Below are 18275 nucleotides of genomic sequence, written 5' to 3'. Positions count from 1 at the left end.
GTTCCACTATTCGGCGGAAACAACAATGTGACGGCCGGCGCCTTCGCCCTCAGACTCGCTGATGAAGCCAAGGTCGGCCACGGCGTCGTGGACGATCTTGCGTTCGTAAGCGCTCATGGGCTCCAGGGCCACAGGTTCCCCCGTTGACTTCGCCGTAGTCACAGCATCTTCAGCGATCTTCTGCAGGTGGCCGGCACGTTCCTTGCGGTAACCGTTGATGTCCAGCACCAGGCGTGAGCGGTTTTCGGTTGCGGAGAGCACTGACAGTCGGGTCAGTTCCTGAAGGGCTTCCAGGACTTCGCCATCTTCGCCTACCAAGGCATCCAGCGCGTCCGATTCTTCGTCAGTAACTATCGAGATGTAGGTGCGCCCGTTGCGGACCTCGATGTCGATGTCTCCGTCGATATCAGCAATGTCCAGCAGCTCTTCGAGGTAATCAGCGGCGACGTCGCCCTCTTCCTCGAGCCGGCCAGCGGCAGCACCGGGAGTGCCGGCCTCTGCTGCGGCCTCTTCCACGAGGTCCGCCGGTACGGAATCATTTTCAGCTTCTACGGAAGGAAACTGCTCGGTGCTTTCAACAGACATTACTTCTTCTTCCTGTTTTTGCGTTGTGGCTGGACGCGCTGGCCCTTTGCCTGGGCAGCGACGGCAGCAGCGGCGTCGGCCTCTTCATCCTTCTTGCCGGTGAGGATTGACAGCGGGGGGAGGCCCTTGGCGGCACGGCGCTCGGCCAGGGCCTTGGCAGCAGGGGATCCCGGCGTCGGCATGCGTCGGATCACGAAGAACTGCTGCGCCATGGTCCAAATGTTGGTGGTGGTCCAGTAGATCAGGACGCCGATGGGGAAGTTGATGCCACCCACGCCGAAGACAACGGGCAGGATGTAGAGCATCATCTTCTGCTGGCGCATGAACGGACTGGCCATGGCCTCTTCGGACATGTTCTTCGCCATGATCTGCTTCTGCGTGATGAACTGCGAGGCCGTCATGGCCAGGATCATGATGATCGAAAGGATCCATACTGCCGTGAGGTTCCCCTCACCGCCGTGCAACAGGGAGGCGGAAAGCGTAGCCCCGAAAATAGTGGAATCGTCGAACTGCTCCACCTGTCCATGGCTCATCGCGCCGATGCCCTTATTTTGATCGCGCGCCGTGCTGATGCCGGAAAGAACCTGGAACAGCGCAAAGAAGAACGGCATCTGGATCAGCATGGGCAAGCAGGCGGAGAACGGGTTGGTGCCGTGCTTCTTGTACATGGCCATCTGTTCCTGCGCCATGGCCTGGCGGGAGAGCTGGTCGGTCTTGCCTTTGTACTTGTCCTGCAACTTCTTCAGGTCAGGCTGCAGGAGCTGCATGCCACGCTGGGCCTTGATCTGCTTGACGAAGACGGGGATGAGAGCTGCCCGGATCACCAGGACCAGCCCGATGATGGACAGTGTCCAGGTCCAGCCGGAAGCCTCAGGCAGGCCAATGAAGGTCAGGCCCTCGTGGAAGCCCACCATAATGACGGACACCAGCCACTTGAACGGAAACATGATTGTTTCAAAGAAGTCCATACTTTATCCCTATTCGTCAGGCCGCCGAGCGGCCTTCTTCATCAGTGCGAGCAGCCAGGAACTTGTCCGGGTTGTTCAACACAACAATTGTTGGGGTCTGTCCGACAGGCCATTCCCTGTGTCCGGCGGGGACATGGTCCACTCCGCCTGCATTCCAGGGATGGCAACGTACCAGCCGGCGCGCGGCCAGCCAAGTGCCTTTAACGGCTCCATGCACTGTCACCGCTTCAAGGGCGTAAGCAGAGCACGACGGAAAAAATCGGCAGACCTGGCCGTACAAGGGCGAAATCACCTTGCGGTAGGCCTTGAGGAGAAGAATTAGAATGTTCCGCGGCAGGTTCCAGATAACTCTGCCCAAGGCGGTAACAACGGTAGGAAGGAAGCGGACGACGGCGGCACTAGTGTCACGCACGCGCTGTCCCTTCCTGTGTGGTTCCGTTGACGGCTGGTGATCCATCCGCGGCCTGGTCCAGGGAACCGGACCGCGCCGCGCCACGATTTCCCAGGCGCCTGATGGTGGACTCCAACGATTCGTTGTAGTCCGAGAGCAGCTGCTGCCAGCTTGCAGCGGCTGACGCGGGCAAAGCCCGGACAACAATTGCATAGCCGGTGCCGTACCTTTTCAAGGACGCGGCGCCAGCTTCTCTCAGTCTCCTCTTAACGAGGTTCCTGGTCACGGCGTTCCCGACACTTTTGGAAACGATGAACCCGATTCTGCTGGGTTGGTCGTCTGGAAGGGTTGCCGCATATAACACTACGTTCCGGCGTCCATTGCGGACGCCGGAACGTACAGTTGTCGAAAAATCGGTTGATGTCCTAAGGCGGTTACGGGTGGCCAGCACCTTCAAACTCGCAAAAGACTATTGAACCGACGAGTCAGTTAATTTAGGCCGACAGCTCGGTGCGGCCCTTGCCACGACGGGCTGCCAGAATGGCACGGCCGGCGCGGGTACGCATACGAAGGCGGAAGCCGTGCTTCTTGGCTCGACGGCGGTTATTCGGCTGAAAAGTCCGCTTGCTCACGTTAGTTACTCCAGTGGATCAAAGGTGCGCCCACCCGATCAGTAATTGGGGAAGAACTGGCCGACGCTAAGTTTTGTATGTGCCACTTCCCCCGGCTGCTCCAACGCCTGGCGTTAGAGGGATGCAGATGGGGCCAAAAAGCGGACACAAAGGACTTCACAACGTTAGGGCAAATACCGGGTCCCAGTCAAACCGGGGCAGTGCGGAGCGGATATCCCCAACTGTGGCTAAGTAGGCCTTTCAGCCTGTGGATGAAGTGCCTCACAGGACCTGTTTTGGAACCACACCGTTGTAATTATCCACAAGCAAGTCCCCAGCTATCTTCTAGGCTTTTCATCCCCTAGAGTGTCCCAGTAGCCGATTATCCACGGTCTGTGCATAACCCTGTGGAGAAGGCTGGGCCAACCTAGTGGTTCCGGACCTGCTGGCTGCACAAAATGCAGGCCCGCAAGTTTGAGGAAACTGATTTATGACCGTTGACGAAGCCAACCACGCCAATACTGTTGGAAGTTCGTGGCGGCGGGTGGTCAGCCTCCTGGAACAGGACGATCGGGTTACTCCCCGGCAGCGCGGCTTTGTCATCCTGGCCCAGGCCCAAGGCCTCATCGGCTCAACCCTGCTGGTGGCCGTGCCCAACGAACTCACCCGCGAAGTCCTCCAGACGCAGGTCAAAGACGCCCTTGACGATGCACTGCATAACGTCTTCTCGGAGGACATCCGCTGCGCGATCGACGTGGACACTGATCTGGTTCCCATCCATGCAGAGCCGGAACCCGCCGTCGAACCTTCCTTCTCACCTGATCAGCTGATTGAACAGAAGCCGCAGCCTATGCTGCCCAGCACTTCACATGAGTTTGGCCGGCTGAACCCGAAGTACGTCTTTGACACCTTCGTCATTGGTTCCTCCAACCGCTTCGCACATGCCGCAGCGGTTGCCGTAGCGGAAGCGCCCGCCAAGGCCTACAACCCGCTATTCATCTATGGCGACTCCGGGCTGGGCAAAACCCACCTGCTGCACGCAATCGGACACTATGCCCGCCGGCTCTACAGCGGCATCCGCGTCCGCTACGTCAACTCCGAAGAGTTCACCAACGACTTCATCAACTCCATTCGGGACGACGAGGGCGCCAGCTTCAAGACCACGTACCGCAACGTGGACGTCCTGCTGATCGACGACATCCAGTTCCTCGCCGGCAAGGACCGGACGCTGGAGGAGTTCTTTCACACGTTCAACTCGCTGCACAACAACAACAAGCAAGTAGTCATCACCTCTGACCAGCCCCCCAAGCTGCTGGCGGGGTTCGAGGACCGCATGAAATCCCGCTTCGAGTGGGGCCTCCTGACCGATATCCAGCCGCCCGAACTGGAAACCCGCATCGCGATCCTGCGGAAAAAGGCTCTCAGCGAAGGATTGTCGGCCCCTGACGACGCCCTGGAGTACATTGCCTCGAAAATTTCCAGCAACATCCGCGAGCTCGAAGGTGCACTGATCCGGGTAACGGCATTCGCCAGCCTGAACCGCCAGGCGGTGGACGTGGCGCTGGCCGAAATGGTCCTGAAGGACCTGATTACTGATGACGGTGCCCAGGAAATCACTTCCGCCCAGATCCTCACTCAGACGGCCGACTACTTCAAGCTCAGTATGGAAGAGCTTTGCAGCAAGTCCCGCACCCGGACCCTGGTGACAGCTCGTCAGATTGCCATGTACCTCTGCCGGGAACTGACCGACATGTCTCTGCCCAAGATCGGCCAGGAGCTGGGCGGACGCGATCACACCACGGTGATCCATGCGGACCGGAAAATTCGCGAACTCATGGCCGAGCGCCGTGTGATCTACAACCAGGTCACTGAGCTCACAAACCGGATCAAACAGCAGCAGCGCGACTCCTGAGCTGCTGCACTCTTGCCTTATTAACAGGTACATGTGGATAAGGCTGTGGATTCTTAAGGGGACAACCGGGGTTAATGGGCTTAAAACCCTTAAGCCACCTGTGGATCGTCGGATCGGCCGAAAATGTTGTCCCCATCCACAGCCTGTTTAAAACACAGCCCACCCACAGTAGGTGAACAGGGCTTAACCCCGGATTCCTACCGCGAGATCGAGTTATCCACAGTTTCCACAGCGGTTATTAACACTACTAATCCCAAGAAAATGAAATCCCTCAAACAACAACCAGGTTTCCAGGCTGCTCCGGCGGTTTGGACAGTGCTCCACCAAACGGTCAGCCCCGCTGCCTGCCACCCTCAGGCCGCCGGGCAGGGATGGGAGAATCCCAAGTCTTCGGGCTAAGCTGTCAGCAGTTCAGATGACAGCAGCAATGAAAGGCGGCACCCTTCCGTGAAGTTCAGAGTCGAACGGGACGTCCTGGCAGAAGCCGTCACCTGGACAGCCCGGTCGCTGTCTCCCCGGCCGCCCGTGCCCGTTTTGTCCGGGCTTCTCCTCAAGGCCGAATCCGGCACGGTCAGCCTCTCCAGCTTTGACTACGAAACCTCCGCGCGGCTTGAGATCCCTGCAGACATCAGCACCGAAGGCACCATCCTGGTTTCGGGACGCCTCCTCGCCGACATCTGCCGCAGCCTGCCGTCAGCCCCGGTGGACGTACAAACCGATGGCAACAAGGTGACGCTCACCTGCCGCCGAAGCAGCTTCCACCTGGCCACCATGCCCGAAGCTGAATACCCGGCTTTGCCGTCCCTGCCAACCTTGAGCGGTACGGTCGCCGGCGATTCCTTCGCCCAGGCCGTTTCCCAGGTGATCATCGCCGCCAGCCGGGATGACACGCTGCCCATCCTCACCGGCGTCCGGATGGAAATCGAAGACGACCTCATCACACTGCTGGCAACTGACCGTTACAGGCTGGCCATGCGCGAACTTCCGTGGAAGCCTGTCACTCCGGGCATCTCCACCAGCGCACTGGTTAAAGCCAAGACGCTTAACGAGGTTGCTAAAACACTGGGTAACAGCGGTGACATCAACCTCGCCATCTCCAACGACGACAGCAGGCTCATTGGCTTTGAAAGCGGCGGCCGGACCACAACTTCGCTGCTTGTTGACGGCGATTACCCAAAAATTCGTTCCCTGTTTCCCGATTCGACTCCTATCCACGCCACTGTCCAGACCCAGGAACTTGTCGAAGCCGTGCGCCGTGTTTCCCTGGTTGCTGAGCGCAATACCCCGGTTCGACTCGCTTTCACCGAGGGCCAACTGCACCTTGATGCCGGAACAGGTGAAGACGCCCAGGCTTCCGAAGAACTGGAAGCCCAGCTTTCGGGTGAGGACATCACTGTTGCCTTCAATCCTCACTACCTGATTGAGGGCCTGAGCGTCATCGAGACCAAGTTCGTTCGCTTCTCCTTCACCACGGCACCCAAGCCAGCCATGATCACAGCCCAGGCTGATGCCGACGGTGATGACCAGGGCGACTACCGCTACCTCGTGATGCCAGTCCGCCTCCCCAACTAGTCCCACCGCCACCCTCGCCTCGCAAGCGAGGCAGGGAACCCTGGCGGCGGGGGCCAAGACAGTTGGGAAAACCACCGTCCCACCAACGCAGAAAAGAGCTCACACCGTGCATATCGGACTGATCGGCCTTGGCAAAATGGGCTTTAACATGCGCGAGCGGCTGCGCAAGGGTGGGATCGAGGTCACTGGCTTCGACAGGAACCCGGAGGTCACCGATGTTGCTTCCCTGGATGAGCTCCTGGCAGCAATCCCCTCGCCAAGGCTGATCTGGGTGATGGTTCCGTCCGGTGCGATCACTGATGCCGTGATCACCGAGCTCGGCGAGAAACTCACCTCCGGAGACCTGGTGATCGACGGCGGCAACTCGCGTTTCACCGAGGACCAGAAACATGGTGCCGCGCTGGCTGCCAAGGGAATCCGTTTTGCCGATTGCGGTGTTTCCGGCGGTGTCTGGGGCCTGCAGAACGGTTACGGACTGATGGCTGGCGGTGATGAGGCTGATATCGAGCGTGCCATGCCGGTATTTGATGCCCTGCGCCCGGAGGGCGAACGCGCCGACAGCTTTGTCCATGTGGGCGGCATCGGCGCAGGGCATTACGCGAAGATGGTTCACAATGGCATTGAATACGGCCTCATGCAGGCATACGCCGAAGGCTACGAATTGCTTGCTGCCAAGGACATCGTTAAGGATCTGCCCGGGACGTTCCGCGCCTGGCAGAAGGGGACAGTGGTCAGGTCCTGGCTCTTGGATCTGATGGTGAAAGCCCTGGATGAAGATCCCGGCCTGGAATCCATCGATGATTATGTGGAGGATTCGGGCGAAGGACGGTGGACAGTTGAGGAAGCGATTGCCAACGCGGTCCCAGCTCCTGCCATCACGGCGGCCTTGTTTGCGAGGTTCTCCTCTCGGGAAGACAATTCGCCTGCCATGAAGATGGTTTCCGCGTTGCGGCATCAATTCGGCGGCCACGCCACCCGCCCCGCCAAATAAGACCAGTACTTCACAAACCCAGCCACGGAACCTCGCTTCCGGGAATTTTGAAGCCATCGTGTACGTAGAGCATCTTTCGTTGACTGACTTCCGCAGCTATGCCCAGGTGGACCTTAAGCTCGGCCCGGGCGTAACAGTGCTGGTGGGTTCCAACGGGATTGGAAAAACCAACCTGGTGGAGGCGCTGGGATACCTGGCCACGCTAAGTTCGCACCGCGTGAGTTCGGACGGGCCCCTTTTGCGCTTCGGCACGGAACGCGCATTGGTGCGGGCCAAGTTGGTTCGCAGCGAACAGTCCACGGTGCTGGAGCTGGAAATCAATGCCGGCCGGGCCAACCGTGCGCGTATCAACCGCAGCAATCCAGTCCGGGCGCGGGACATTCTGGGCATCTGCCAGACAGTACTTTTCGCGCCGGAAGACCTCGCCCTGGTCAAAGGTGACCCGTCCAACAGGCGCCGGTTCCTCGATGAACTGCTGGTCAGTCTGCTCCCGCGGCACGCTGCTACGCGCAGTGATTATGACCGAGTGTTGAAACAGCGTAATGCTTTGCTTAAATCGGCGCGAGCCGGCCGCTTCACCCCTGCACACGAGGCGACGCTGGACGTCTGGGACCAGCACATGGCCAGGGCGGGTGCTGAGCTGCTTCATGCGCGGCTGGAGTTGGTTGACCGGTTGCGGCCACACCTGGCTCGCGCGTACGAACAACTGACGGATGCCTCCAAACCGGCTGATGCCATCTACCGGTCCTCGCTTCAAAACATGATGGACGACGACGACGCTCCGGTCCTTGCGGCTTCCGAAACTGCCGGTGCGGGCGATGATGCGGCTGAACCCGATGACCTGCGCGGCCTGACAGTGGATCAATTAACCGAACGCTACGTTGCTGCATTTGCTGCCGCCCGTCACCGCGAACGTGAACGCGGGATCTCGTTGGTCGGTCCGCACCGCGACGAACTGGAACTGGTCCTCGGCCAGGCTCCTGCGAAGGGCTATGCATCTCACGGGGAGACCTGGTCCATGTGCCTGTCGCTGCGCCTTGCTTCCTACTACGTGATGATGGACGATACCCGGACGGCCGGTTCGGCCCCTATCCTGATCCTGGATGACGTTTTTGCCGAGCTTGACGTGCAACGGCGGCGTAAACTGGCCGCCATAGTTGCCGGTGCCGAGCAGGTCCTGGTGACGGCCGCCGTCGACGCCGATATCCCGGAAGAACTGGCCGGGCGTCGGGTGGCGGTCATTCCGGGAGGAATCGATGAGCAAGGATAAAGGCCTGCAGCCGGGCCGTGATCCGGACGATATTGATGCCCCGCAGGCTGCTCTGAACCGGATGCGTGAGGCTGCCGCCGCGCGTGGCGAGATCCGGCGGGCGATTCCACGCAAAAGCGGCGCGGCCAAGCAGCCCGGTAACCGAGGTTCAGGAACCCGTGGCTTCAGCCAGTTCCACAGCACCGGCCGTGATCCCCTTGGTCTCGGAAAAGTAGTAGGCAGGCTGATAGCGGAACGTGGCTGGACGTCGCCTGTGGCAGTAGGTTCCGTGATGGCACAATGGCCTGCACTGGTGGGGCCTGAGATTTCAGCCCATTGCACACCCGAGAGCTTCAACGACACCACGCTCCATGTCCGTTGCGATTCAACGGCCTGGGCCACGCAGCTGCGGTTGCTCAGTCACAGCCTGTTGGAAAAGTTCCGTACCGAACTCGGAGACGGCGTCGTTACCAGCATTCAGGTCCTTGGCCCGTCCGCTCCCACGTGGCGAAAAGGTGGCCGCAGTGTCAACGGGCGCGGCCCGCGCGATACCTACGGGTAACCAGGCAAGGTGGAAACTCTTGTATATTCGCCAAACGGCGTGTAGGCGCTTCAGGGGACCTAAGGGCGTATAGGAACCCAAAGCCGGTACCCCGCGGGCGCTCTAGGTGCGATCTCTGGCCTTGTATGGGCACCTTAGCCCGCTGATCGTCCCCTGAATGCAAGGATCCCGGCCGTTTCACGATAGAATCAATAGAGAAAACTGGGCGCCGGTAAAACGTTGACGAGTCCGTTTTTCCGGCTGCTGCACGCAGACGGAAATCGGGCCTGCGTAACGGTTGGCCTGCGCCGGTGGTTTATGCCCGTCGGCCGATCCCTCCTCTGGAGCTGGTTCTGCCGGCCATCATCGAATACAGAGGAGTCGAAAGCGCCTGTGGCTAACGACAATGCAGAAACTCAGGCAGTGGAGCCCGGAGACGGGACGGAGCGGACGCCGGATACCCCCGATGCTGCAACGGCGAAGCCGGATACACCAGTAAAAACTGAAACGACTCCCCGTGAATACGGGGCCAGCGATATCACGGTCCTGGAAGGTCTCGAGGCTGTCCGGAAGCGTCCCGGCATGTACATCGGTTCCACGGGCGCCCGTGGCCTGCACCACCTTGTCTACGAAGTAGTGGACAACTCTGTCGATGAAGCGCTGGCAGGTTACTGCACCCACATCGAGATCGTTCTGCAGGCTGACGGCGGCGTGAAGGTGGTCGATGACGGCCGCGGCATCCCCGTGGACATGCACCCCACCGAACACAAGCCCACCGTAGAGGTCGTTATGACCATCCTCCATGCCGGCGGTAAGTTCGGCGGCGGCGGCTACGCCGTTTCCGGCGGCCTGCACGGTGTGGGCATCTCGGTAGTGAACGCGCTCTCCAGCCGGGTCGATACCGAGATCCGCAGGCAAGGCCATGTTTGGCGGATGCAGTTTGCCGACGGCGGCAAGCCCCAGGGCGGGCTGGTCAAGGGTGAAGAATCAGACACCACCGGCACCACGCAGACGTTCTACCCGGACCCCACCATTTTCGAATCCACCGAATTCGACTTTGAGACGCTGCGGGCGCGTTTCCAGCAGATGGCCTTCCTGAACAAGGGCCTGCGCATCACACTCACCGACGAACGCCTCGCCAACACCGCGGGCGACGACGAAGACCTTGACCTCGATGCCATTCCCACCGAGGGAGAGGTGGAAGCAGGCCACCGTACAGTCGTGTACCAGTACGACGACGGTTTGCTGGACTACGTCAAGCACCTGAACTCGGGCAAGAAGGTGGAGGTGGTCCACGAGGACGTCATCGCCTTCGAAACCGAGGACACCGACCGCAAGATAGCCGTCGAGATGGCCATGCAGTGGACCAGCGCGTACTCCGAAAGCGTGCACACCTACGCAAACACCATCAATACCCACGAGGGCGGAACCCATGAAGAGGGTTTCCGCGCAGCCCTGACCTCCTTGATGAACCGGTACGCCCGGGAGAAAAACATCATCAAGGAAAAGGAAGACAACCTCACCGGTGACGACATCCGCGAAGGCCTTACCGCGGTAATTTCGGTGAAGCTGGCCGAGCCGCAGTTTGAGGGCCAGACCAAGACCAAACTGGGCAACTCCGAGGTCAAGGGATTTGTGCAGCGTGTGGTCACCGACCAATTGGGCGACTGGCTGGAGCGCAATCCCGGCCCTGCCCGTGACGTGATCCGCAAGGCAATCTCTGCCGCGCAGGCGCGCATGGCTGCACGCAAGGCCCGCGATAATGCCCGCCGGAAGAGCCCGTTGGAATCGTTCGGCATGCCGGGCAAGCTCTCTGATTGCTCCTCCAAGGACGCCGCCCGTTGTGAGGTGTACATCGTGGAGGGTGACTCGGCCGGTGGGTCAGCCAAGCGCGGCCGTAACCCCGAAACCCAGGCCATCCTGCCGCTGCGTGGCAAGATCCTGAACGTGGAGCGTGCCCGTCTGGACAAAGCCCTGGGCAATGCCGAGGTCCAGTCCATGATCACGGCATTCGGCACCGGCATTGGTGAGGACTTCGACATCAGTAAGCTCCGGTACCACAAGATCGTGCTGATGGCCGATGCCGACGTCGATGGCCAGCACATCACTACCCTGCTGATGACGTTGCTGTTCCGCTACATGCGCCCGCTGATCGAAAACGGGTACGTCTATCTCGCGCAGCCCCCGCTGTACCGCATCAAGTGGTCCAATGCGCCGCACGACTACGTCTACAGCGACCGTGAACGCGATGCCCGCCTGCTGGCCGGCCAGGCCGCTGGCCACCGGATTCCCAAGGACAACGGCATTCAGCGCTACAAGGGCCTGGGTGAGATGGACTACACCGAACTCTGGGACACCACCATGGACCCGGACCACCGCACGCTTCTGCAGGTCACCATGGATGATGCCCTGGCGGCTGACCAGATTTTCTCGGTGCTGATGGGCGAGGACGTCGAGTCCCGCAGGAACTTCATTCAGCAGAACGCCAAGGACGTCCGTTTCCTGGATATCTAAAGCCTCCTAACGGCTCTTGATATTCCACGAACGACATATACCTGAAACGGAACATATAGAACATGAGCGACGAAACTCCCGAGACTCCGGATGAGTCTGCCGGTATTCCCGACATCGTCCTGGAGGGCGATGTGTTGATCGACCGTGTGGAGCAGGTTGACCTGCAGACGGAGATGCAACGGTCCTACCTGGACTACGCCATGGCCGTGATTGTTGGCCGCGCCCTGCCGGACGTCCGGGACGGCCTGAAGCCGGTACACCGCCGGGTCCTGTACGCGATGTTCGACGGCGGCTACCGTCCGGACCGTTCGTTCAACAAGTGTGCACGCGTCGTCGGTGAAGTCATGGGCCAGTACCACCCCCACGGCGACACTGCCATCTACGATGCACTGGTCCGCCTGATCCAGGACTGGACCATGCGCTACCCGCTGGCCCTCGGCCAGGGCAATTTCGGTTCTCCCGGAAACGACGGCGCTGCCGCACCTCGTTACACCGAAACCAAAATGGCTCCGCTGGCCATGGAAATGGTGCGGGACATCGACGAGGAGACCGTCGATTTCCAGGACAACTACGACGGCAAGAACCAGGAACCCACCATCCTGCCGGCACGGTTCCCCAACCTGCTGGTCAATGGTTCCTCCGGCATCGCCGTCGGCATGGCCACCAACATTCCGCCGCACAACCTCCGTGAGGTGGCCGATGGGGTTCAGTGGTACCTGCAGAACCCCACAGCATCGCGTGAGGAACTCCTCGAGGAGCTGCTGCTCCGCATCAAGGGACCGGATTTCCCCACCGGCGCCACCATACTGGGCCACAGAGGCATCGAGGATGCCTACCGCACCGGCCGTGGTTCCGTCACCATGCGCGCCGTGGTCAACGTGGAGGAACTCCAGGGCCGTACCTGCCTGGTGGTCACCGAGCTGCCGTACCAGGCAAATCCGGACAACCTGGCAGTGAAGATCGCCGAACTGGTCAAGGATGCCAAGATCCAGGGCATTGCCGACCTCCGGGACGAGACATCAGGGCGCACCGGCCAGCGCCTGGTGATTGTGCTCAAGCGCGATGCCGTGGCCAAGGTAGTGCTGAACAACCTTTACAAGCACACCGAACTGCAAAGCAACTTCTCCGCCAACATGCTGGCGATCGTTGACGGCGTGCCCCGCACACTCAGCCTGGACGCTTTCATCCGGCACTGGGTCACACACCAGATGGACGTCATCGCCCGCCGCACCCGGTACCGCCTGCGCAAGGCCGAGGAAGAAGCACATATTCTCCGCGCCCTGCTCAAGGCACTGGACATGCTGGACGAGGTCATTGCCCTTATCCGCGCTTCCAATACCACCGAAGCGGCCCGAGATGGCCTGATGGAACTACTGGACATCGACGAACTGCAGTCGCGCGCCATCCTGGACATGCAGCTCCGCCGCCTGGCAGCCCTGGAACGCCAGAAGATCCAGGCCCGGTTCGCCGAGCTCGAGTCCATGATTGAGGAATTCAACGCGATCCTCGCCTCAGAGCAGCGCCAGCGCGAAATCATCTCCACCGAACTGGGTGAGATCGTGGCAAAGCACGGCGACGACCGCCGTACCCGGATCCTCATGGGCTACGACGGCGACATGTCCGTCGAGGACCTCATTCCTGAAGAGGAAATGGTGGTCACCATCACCCGTGGTGGCTACGTCAAGCGCACCCGCAGTGACAACTACCGCACCCAGCAGCGCGGCGGCAAGGGAATCAAGGGCGCACAACTGCGCGGCGACGACGTCGTCGAGCACTTCTTTGTCACCACCACCCACCACTGGCTGCTGTTCTTCACCAACCTGGGCCGGGTCTACCGGGCCAAAGCGTACGAGCTGGTCGAGGCCGGCCGTGACGCAAAGGGCCAGCATGTGGCCAACCTGCTGGCCTTCCAGCCGGACGAACACATTGCCCAGGTACTGGATTTGAAGGACTACCAGCAGTCTCCTTACCTGGTCCTGGCCACGAAGCGCGGTCTGGTCAAAAAGACCCGCCTGGAAGATTACGACACCAACCGTTCCGCCGGCGTCATTGCCATCAACCTGCGCGATGGCGACGAACTTGTTTCCGCGCAGCTGGTCTCCGAGGAGGATGACTTGATGCTGGTGTCCCGAAAGGGTCAATCCATCAGGTTTAAGGCCACGGATGAGGCCTTGCGCCCCATGGGACGCGCAACCTCAGGCGTTACCGGCATGAAGTTCCGCGAGGACGATGAACTGCTGGCGGCTGACGTGGTGAAGGACGGCTCGTTCGTCTTCATCGTCACTGAAGGCGGCTACGCCAAGCGCACCGCCGTGGAGGAATACCGCCTCCAGGGCCGTGGCGGACTGGGCATCAAGGTGGGCAAGTACCAGGAAGAGCGTGGCAACCTGGTGGGCGCCCTGATCGTGAACGAGGAAGACGAAGTCCTGGTGGTCATGGAAGGCGGCAAGGTAGTTCGTTCCTCCGTGACCGGCGTACCCGCCAAGGGACGCGACACCATGGGCGTAATATTCGCCAAACCTGACAAGAACGACCGCATCATCGAAGTGGCACGGAACAGCGAACGTGGACTCGAGAGCGAAGAATCCACCGACGATGACGTAACGTTGGCTGCAGAAGCCGGTTCCTCCGAAGGATCCGCAGAATCAGCATCACCGGCACCATCAGCTGCCGGGGACGAGTCCCCGGAGGCATCGGAGGATGCTGAGCCGAACGAAGACAACACCGGAGGTAACGAGTGAGTAATTCCGACTCATTTCCCAAAACCGGCCGCATTACTCCAGGGCCTGCCGGACAACCGGCCCAGGCCCCCCGGGTAAACGCACCGGCCCGCCCGCCCCAGCAGCCTGCCGCCACCCGCACGGGTACCGGCTCAGGCCAGCAGCGCCCGTCCGCAGCAGGCCAGCAGCGCCCGCCCGCAGGCCAACGGCCGGTGCAGGGAAACCAAGGCACAGGCGCCCGTCCGGTGACGCGTCCGGCACCTGGCCAGCGTCCGGGCCAATCGAACCCGGCCCAGCGTCCCCAGCAGGGAAGCCAGGGAGCGCCCGGACTGGTAAAGCCCGCACCGAAAGCCAAGGTCCGCCGCGCCCGCCTGCTGGTGAGCAGGGTCGATCCCTGGTCTGTGCTGAAGATGTCCTTCCTGCTGTCGGTTGCCCTCGGCATCGTGACTGTGGTGGCCGCGATCGTGCTCTGGACCGTGCTGGACCTCACCGGCATCTTCGACCAGGTGGACAGCCTCCTGGGTACCTTGTCCGGCACTGAAGGCGGCGGCTTCGAGTTGAAGAAGTTCGCATCCTTGGGCCAGGTGGCTTCCTTTGCCACCATCATTGCCGTCGTCAATGTGGTGTTGCTGACTGCCCTGTCCATGCTTTCGGCAGTGTTGTACAACATCTCCGCCACCCTGGTGGGCGGCATCGGTGTCACCCTGACTGACGACTGATTTCAGCGGTTTTGCCCCGATTTGAGATCGGGCCGGGATGTGCTGTAAAGTCATATCTCGGCCCGAAGGGGCATTGGGGGCGTATAGCTCAGGCGGTTAGAGCGCTTCGCTGATAACGAAGAGGTCCCAGGTTCAAGTCCTGGTACGCCCACGGAACTGTGCAGTTTCAAGTGGAAATCCCCGGCATCTCGGTGCCAGAGGATGGAAGATGAGGTGCGTGTGAAGAAGTTGCTGGTTATCGCAGCTGCCATCGCAGGCGTCCTGGTTTACAGGAAAGCACAGGAATCCGAAGCCCGGAAAACGGCGTGGAGCCAGGCAACCGACAAGGTTGACTGACCAGGCCAGCTGGTAGGAATAGTGGCAATAGCCACCCGATTGCCAGTGTATGATTGACGGGTTGCTTCTTATGGGGGCATGGCGCAATTGGTAGCGCACCTGCTTTGCAAGCAGGGGGTTCGGGGTTCGAGTCCCCGTGCCTCCACCATAAGGAAGTCCCGGACAGTGAAAACTGTCCGGGACTTTTGTTTTAAGCCGGGCACTACTGTTGGACTGTGAACTTCTTCTTCGCTGCCATCGGAGTCCTCGGTGTGGCATCCTCGGGCCCGCTGATTGCAGCCACGCTCAGTGCCACCACAGTCAGTGCCCTCGCTATAGCCTTCTGGCGCAACGCGATCGGCGCAGTCGTGATGGCCGCCCCTACAGCTATCCGGGAACCACGGAGATTTGGAGCCGTCACGGCCCAGGAGTTCCGCTGGTCGGCGATTGCCGCCGTCGCGCTTGCCCTGCACTTTGCCTGCTTTATCACCTCCCTGCAGCTGACTTCCGTAGCAGCTGCCACAGCGCTGGTCTGTTTGCAGTCCGCGTGGATTGCCGTCTTCCAGCTCCTCCGTGGGACGAGATTCCGGTGGCAGGTGCCGGCGGGGCTTGGCATCGCCTTCGGCGGCGTCGTGGCGATCACGGGGTTCGACATGGGAACCTCGCCCGATGCACTCCTGGGTGATCTTCTGGCCGTAGCCGGCGGGGCTTTGGCGGGGCTGTACACGCTGGCGGGCGGGAAGGCCCGGCAGACCATGACCACCGGCACCTACACGGCGTTGTGCTACGGGATGTGTGCCGCCCTGGTTGCCGTCCTGGCATTGCTCTTTGGCCAGCCGCTGGTGGGATTCGAAGCCTCAGGCTGGGTGGGAATTATTGCTATTACCGTGTGTGCCCAGCTGGTGGGGCACACCGCGTTCAACCACTTGCTCGCCACCATGAGCCCACTGCTGGTGTCCATGATTATCCTGTTGGAGATTCCTGGCGCTGCCCTGCTGGCTGCGGTCTTCCTGGACGAGAAACTGCCGGCCGGCACCTACGCCGGCCTAGGGTTGATTCTGGTGGGGCTCGCCGTCGTGGTTCTCGGCCAGAAGCGGCGCCTTGGCCCGGGTAAGGACGGAAAACCTGGAACCGACGACGGTGGACCGGAGTCGAAGAAGCCGCTCGCCGAACTGGGGACAGACTGACTACTGCCCGCCGCGACGGGCAGTCTGCGCTGTGTTCACGGTGTGGATGGCGCGAAGCAGTTTCGCCGGGAAATACACCGAGAAGAACACCACCATGGGCGCTTTTAACGCCATCTTTTTGACGTTGTGGGCCTTGTACGTCCGGTCAAAGCGCGTGACGTAGTAGCGGTAGTCCCGCGGCGAGTCCTCCAGTCGGCGGGCCGACATCCCGGAAACCATGGCGGGCCAGTACTGGACCTTGAGCTCGTGCTCGGCGAGGTGCAAGGACAAATCGATGTCCTCATGCATCTCGTCCCTTTTGTCCAGGCAGGTCTCATCCCGGATGGTCTCCCAGGCTGAGCGGCGCAGTGCCATGTTGGACCCGAAAAGGAAGTGATACTGGTGCTTGGCCAGTTTCAGCATCAACTGACGCATTTTGTCGTCTGCCTTGAGGCCAAAGCGGCGCATGGGCATGTCGTAATAGACCACAGGACCGGTGGCTGCCTGGACAACGGGGTCCTCGAACGCGCGCTGCACCTGCTCCACCCAATCAGGTTCAACAACTGAGTCCGCATCAATGCGGCCAAGGATATCTCCGGTGGCGTGGTTGAGCCCGAAGTTCCTGGTGGGGATCAAGCCCTGGTCCTGGTCCTGGCTGAGCAGGATGATGGGGCTCTCCGGGTATTCGTCCTGCATCTGCCGGACAATCGCGGCAGTACGGTCCTTGGACATGTTGTCCACCACGATGATCTCGTGGGCCGGAACGGACTGGTAGATGGCTGCGATGAGGCATTGCCGGATGACGGATTCCTCGTTGTAAGCCGGAATGACGAGGGACACTCGCAGGTTCTGGGCTTGATCGTTCAAGGCATCCTCGTCGGATCTATCGGCTGACATCACCATCAATCTAGCATCGCGGGCCAACTCGGGCGCGTCCAAATGAGCCCGCTGAGATGAACGGCCGGCAAAACAAAGGAGGAGTCCCCGCCAGCGGACTCCTCCTTGTGTTTCTTCTCAGGTGGCACTGCCTTTCGGCATTGGCCTACTTGTTAGTACTGCCAGCCTCGCCGTTGTTCATGCTGGCGGCGATGTTCCTGACTGCGGTCTTAGCATCGGTGGCTACCTTGGCGGCGTCTTCCTTTGCGTTCTCCGCAACATGCTTTGCCTTGTCCGCTGTGTCCACGTCTATGGTCTCGGTTGCCGTCTCGGTTGCCGTGGCAACGTCTGAGACGGTGGAGGAGGAACCGGCCGGGACGGGAGCAGGCGTGGGGGTGACAGGAGACGGCGTCTTCCACGGATCTTCCACCGGGCGGGTGGCTTTCCAGGCTGCTACCGCGGCGGTGGCTGCGGCGGCAATGATGGCGAAGACCAGGAAGCCGCGGTTCTTCTTTGGCTTCTCCGGCTGCAGCTGGGTGGTGATGACCTTGCTGGCGGCCTGGGCCTGCTCCTTGACGCTGTGCACGACGCCGGAGTCGGCGAGCTTCTGCGCTACCAGATCCACCCGAGCCGGCGCGCTTTCCAAAGTACGGTGCACGGCATCAGAGGCCTGGCCAATGCCGTCGGACAGCCTGGGCAGGTACTCCACTACAACGCGGTCGCGGGCATTCAGGATGACAGGGGTGGCTTTGTCCAGGGCTTCGTGGAGCCGGGGCGTTGCTCCCTCCACGGCCTCATTGATGCGCGGGGCCAGGTGGGCAAGGCCATCTTGGAGCTTGGGAGTGACGGTAGCGACACCGTCGGCAAGGTTGTGCGCCGCTGACTTCAACCCCTCCTGGATTCGCGGTGAAGCAGTGTCGATGCCCTGCTGCAAGCGCGGTACAGCCCAGTCGACAGCGGCCTCAACGCGGGGGGTTGCCCAGTCCTTGGCATTCTCAACTGCGATGCTCACCGACTGCTCAAGGTCATGCGCAATACGATCCGTTTTCTTCACAACTACCTCCCGATTAATGTGACGGTTCTGGTGTTAGCCTACGTCGATCGGCTGTGACCGGCTATTTTTCCCGTTTATTCCGGTTGGATTT

General features: G+C 60.8%; 17 protein-coding genes and 2 tRNA genes. 12 read left to right on the top strand and 7 right to left on the bottom strand.

From position 1 onward, the window contains the following. Window positions 1-6 precede the first annotated feature (6 nt). The 5 genes from AC50X5_RS09560 to rpmH are packed head-to-tail and all read right to left on the bottom strand — an operon-like array spanning window position 7 to window position 2576. Complete coding sequence (locus tag AC50X5_RS09560) at window positions 7-585, bottom strand: Jag family protein (RefSeq protein ID WP_494975837.1); 579 nt, start codon at window positions 583-585, stop codon at window positions 7-9. Then, on the bottom strand, window positions 585-1553 hold the full coding sequence (yidC, locus tag AC50X5_RS09555; RefSeq protein ID WP_494975836.1) for a membrane protein insertase YidC: 969 nt from the start codon (window positions 1551-1553) through the stop codon (window positions 585-587). The genes AC50X5_RS09560 and yidC overlap by 1 nt, the downstream gene beginning before the upstream one ends. 16 nt (window positions 1554-1569) lie before the next feature. After that, a complete protein-coding gene (gene yidD, locus AC50X5_RS09550; RefSeq protein ID WP_494975835.1) occupies window positions 1570-2010 on the bottom strand; it encodes a membrane protein insertion efficiency factor YidD in 441 nt (146 codons plus the stop codon). Further along, window positions 1958-2395, bottom strand: coding sequence for a ribonuclease P protein component (gene rnpA / locus AC50X5_RS09545; protein WP_494975834.1), 438 nt, complete (start codon window positions 2393-2395; stop codon window positions 1958-1960). The genes yidD and rnpA overlap by 53 nt, the downstream gene beginning before the upstream one ends. A 43-nt stretch (window positions 2396-2438) precedes the next feature. After that, on the bottom strand, window positions 2439-2576 hold the full coding sequence (gene rpmH / locus AC50X5_RS09540) for a 50S ribosomal protein L34 (protein WP_003800212.1): 138 nt from the start codon (window positions 2574-2576) through the stop codon (window positions 2439-2441). Between the two features lie 469 nt (window positions 2577-3045). On the opposite strand from rpmH, the gene dnaA reads away from it, so the two are divergent. The 12 genes from dnaA (at window position 3046) to AC50X5_RS09480 (ending at window position 16275) form a co-directional block, all read left to right on the top strand. Then, a complete protein-coding gene (gene dnaA / locus AC50X5_RS09535) occupies window positions 3046-4467 on the top strand; it encodes a chromosomal replication initiator protein DnaA (RefSeq protein WP_493983372.1) in 1422 nt (473 codons plus the stop codon). Between the two features lie 447 nt (window positions 4468-4914). Continuing rightward, window positions 4915-6039, top strand: coding sequence for a DNA polymerase III subunit beta (dnaN, locus tag AC50X5_RS09530; RefSeq protein ID WP_494975833.1), 1125 nt, complete (start codon window positions 4915-4917; stop codon window positions 6037-6039). 106 nt (window positions 6040-6145) lie between these two features. Further along, window positions 6146-7030 (top strand): phosphogluconate dehydrogenase (NAD(+)-dependent, decarboxylating), encoded by an 885-nt coding sequence (gene gnd / locus AC50X5_RS09525; protein ID WP_494975832.1) that lies wholly within the window; start codon window positions 6146-6148, stop codon window positions 7028-7030. Window positions 7031-7088: 58 nt separating this feature from the next. Next, window positions 7089-8300 carry a DNA replication/repair protein RecF gene (gene recF, locus AC50X5_RS09520; protein ID WP_494975831.1) on the top strand — a complete coding sequence of 404 codons (1212 nt, stop codon included), beginning with the start codon at window positions 7089-7091 and terminating at the stop codon, window positions 8298-8300. Beyond that, window positions 8287-8841, top strand: a complete 555-nt coding sequence (locus tag AC50X5_RS09515; protein ID WP_494975830.1) for a DciA family protein — start codon at window positions 8287-8289, stop codon at window positions 8839-8841. The genes recF and AC50X5_RS09515 overlap by 14 nt, the downstream gene beginning before the upstream one ends. A 372-nt stretch (window positions 8842-9213) precedes the next feature. Continuing rightward, complete coding sequence (gyrB, locus tag AC50X5_RS09510) at window positions 9214-11334, top strand: DNA topoisomerase (ATP-hydrolyzing) subunit B (protein ID WP_494975829.1); 2121 nt, start codon at window positions 9214-9216, stop codon at window positions 11332-11334. A 62-nt stretch (window positions 11335-11396) separates the two neighbouring features. Continuing rightward, a complete protein-coding gene (gene gyrA / locus AC50X5_RS09505; RefSeq protein ID WP_493983378.1) occupies window positions 11397-14075 on the top strand; it encodes a DNA gyrase subunit A in 2679 nt (892 codons plus the stop codon). Further along, entirely contained in the window at window positions 14072-14773 is a 702-nt protein-coding gene (locus tag AC50X5_RS09500; RefSeq protein WP_494975828.1) for a DUF3566 domain-containing protein, read from the top strand. The genes gyrA and AC50X5_RS09500 overlap by 4 nt, the downstream gene beginning before the upstream one ends. Window positions 14774-14850: 77 nt before the next feature. Then, window positions 14851-14924, top strand: a tRNA-Ile gene (locus tag AC50X5_RS09495). 62 nt (window positions 14925-14986) lie between these two features. Then, on the top strand, window positions 14987-15109 hold the full coding sequence (locus tag AC50X5_RS09490) for a DLW-39 family protein (protein WP_463935896.1): 123 nt from the start codon (window positions 14987-14989) through the stop codon (window positions 15107-15109). A 72-nt stretch (window positions 15110-15181) separates the two neighbouring features. Next, window positions 15182-15257 (top strand) — tRNA-Ala (locus AC50X5_RS09485). 67 nt (window positions 15258-15324) lie between these two features. After that, window positions 15325-16275: a DMT family transporter gene (locus tag AC50X5_RS09480; protein ID WP_494975827.1), complete on the top strand. Its 951-nt coding sequence runs from the start codon at window positions 15325-15327 to the stop codon at window positions 16273-16275. Here AC50X5_RS09480 and AC50X5_RS09475 read toward each other — a convergent pair whose 3' ends face one another. Both AC50X5_RS09475 and AC50X5_RS09470 read right to left on the bottom strand, forming a co-directional pair. Beyond that, complete coding sequence (locus AC50X5_RS09475) at window positions 16276-17151, bottom strand: glycosyltransferase family 2 protein (RefSeq protein WP_494975826.1); 876 nt, start codon at window positions 17149-17151, stop codon at window positions 16276-16278. Window positions 17152-17296: 145 nt separating this feature from the next. Next, the gene (locus tag AC50X5_RS09470) at window positions 17297-18184 is read right to left on the bottom strand and encodes a hypothetical protein (RefSeq protein ID WP_494975825.1); all 888 of its coding nucleotides are present in this window, start codon (window positions 18182-18184) and stop codon (window positions 17297-17299) included. Between the last annotated feature and the right edge of the window lie 91 nt (window positions 18185-18275).

This window comes from Pseudarthrobacter sp. MDT1-40-2, assembly GCF_059383595.1.
Note: the sequence above shows the minus strand (reverse complement) of the source record. Positions and strands in the feature narration are given on the sequence as shown.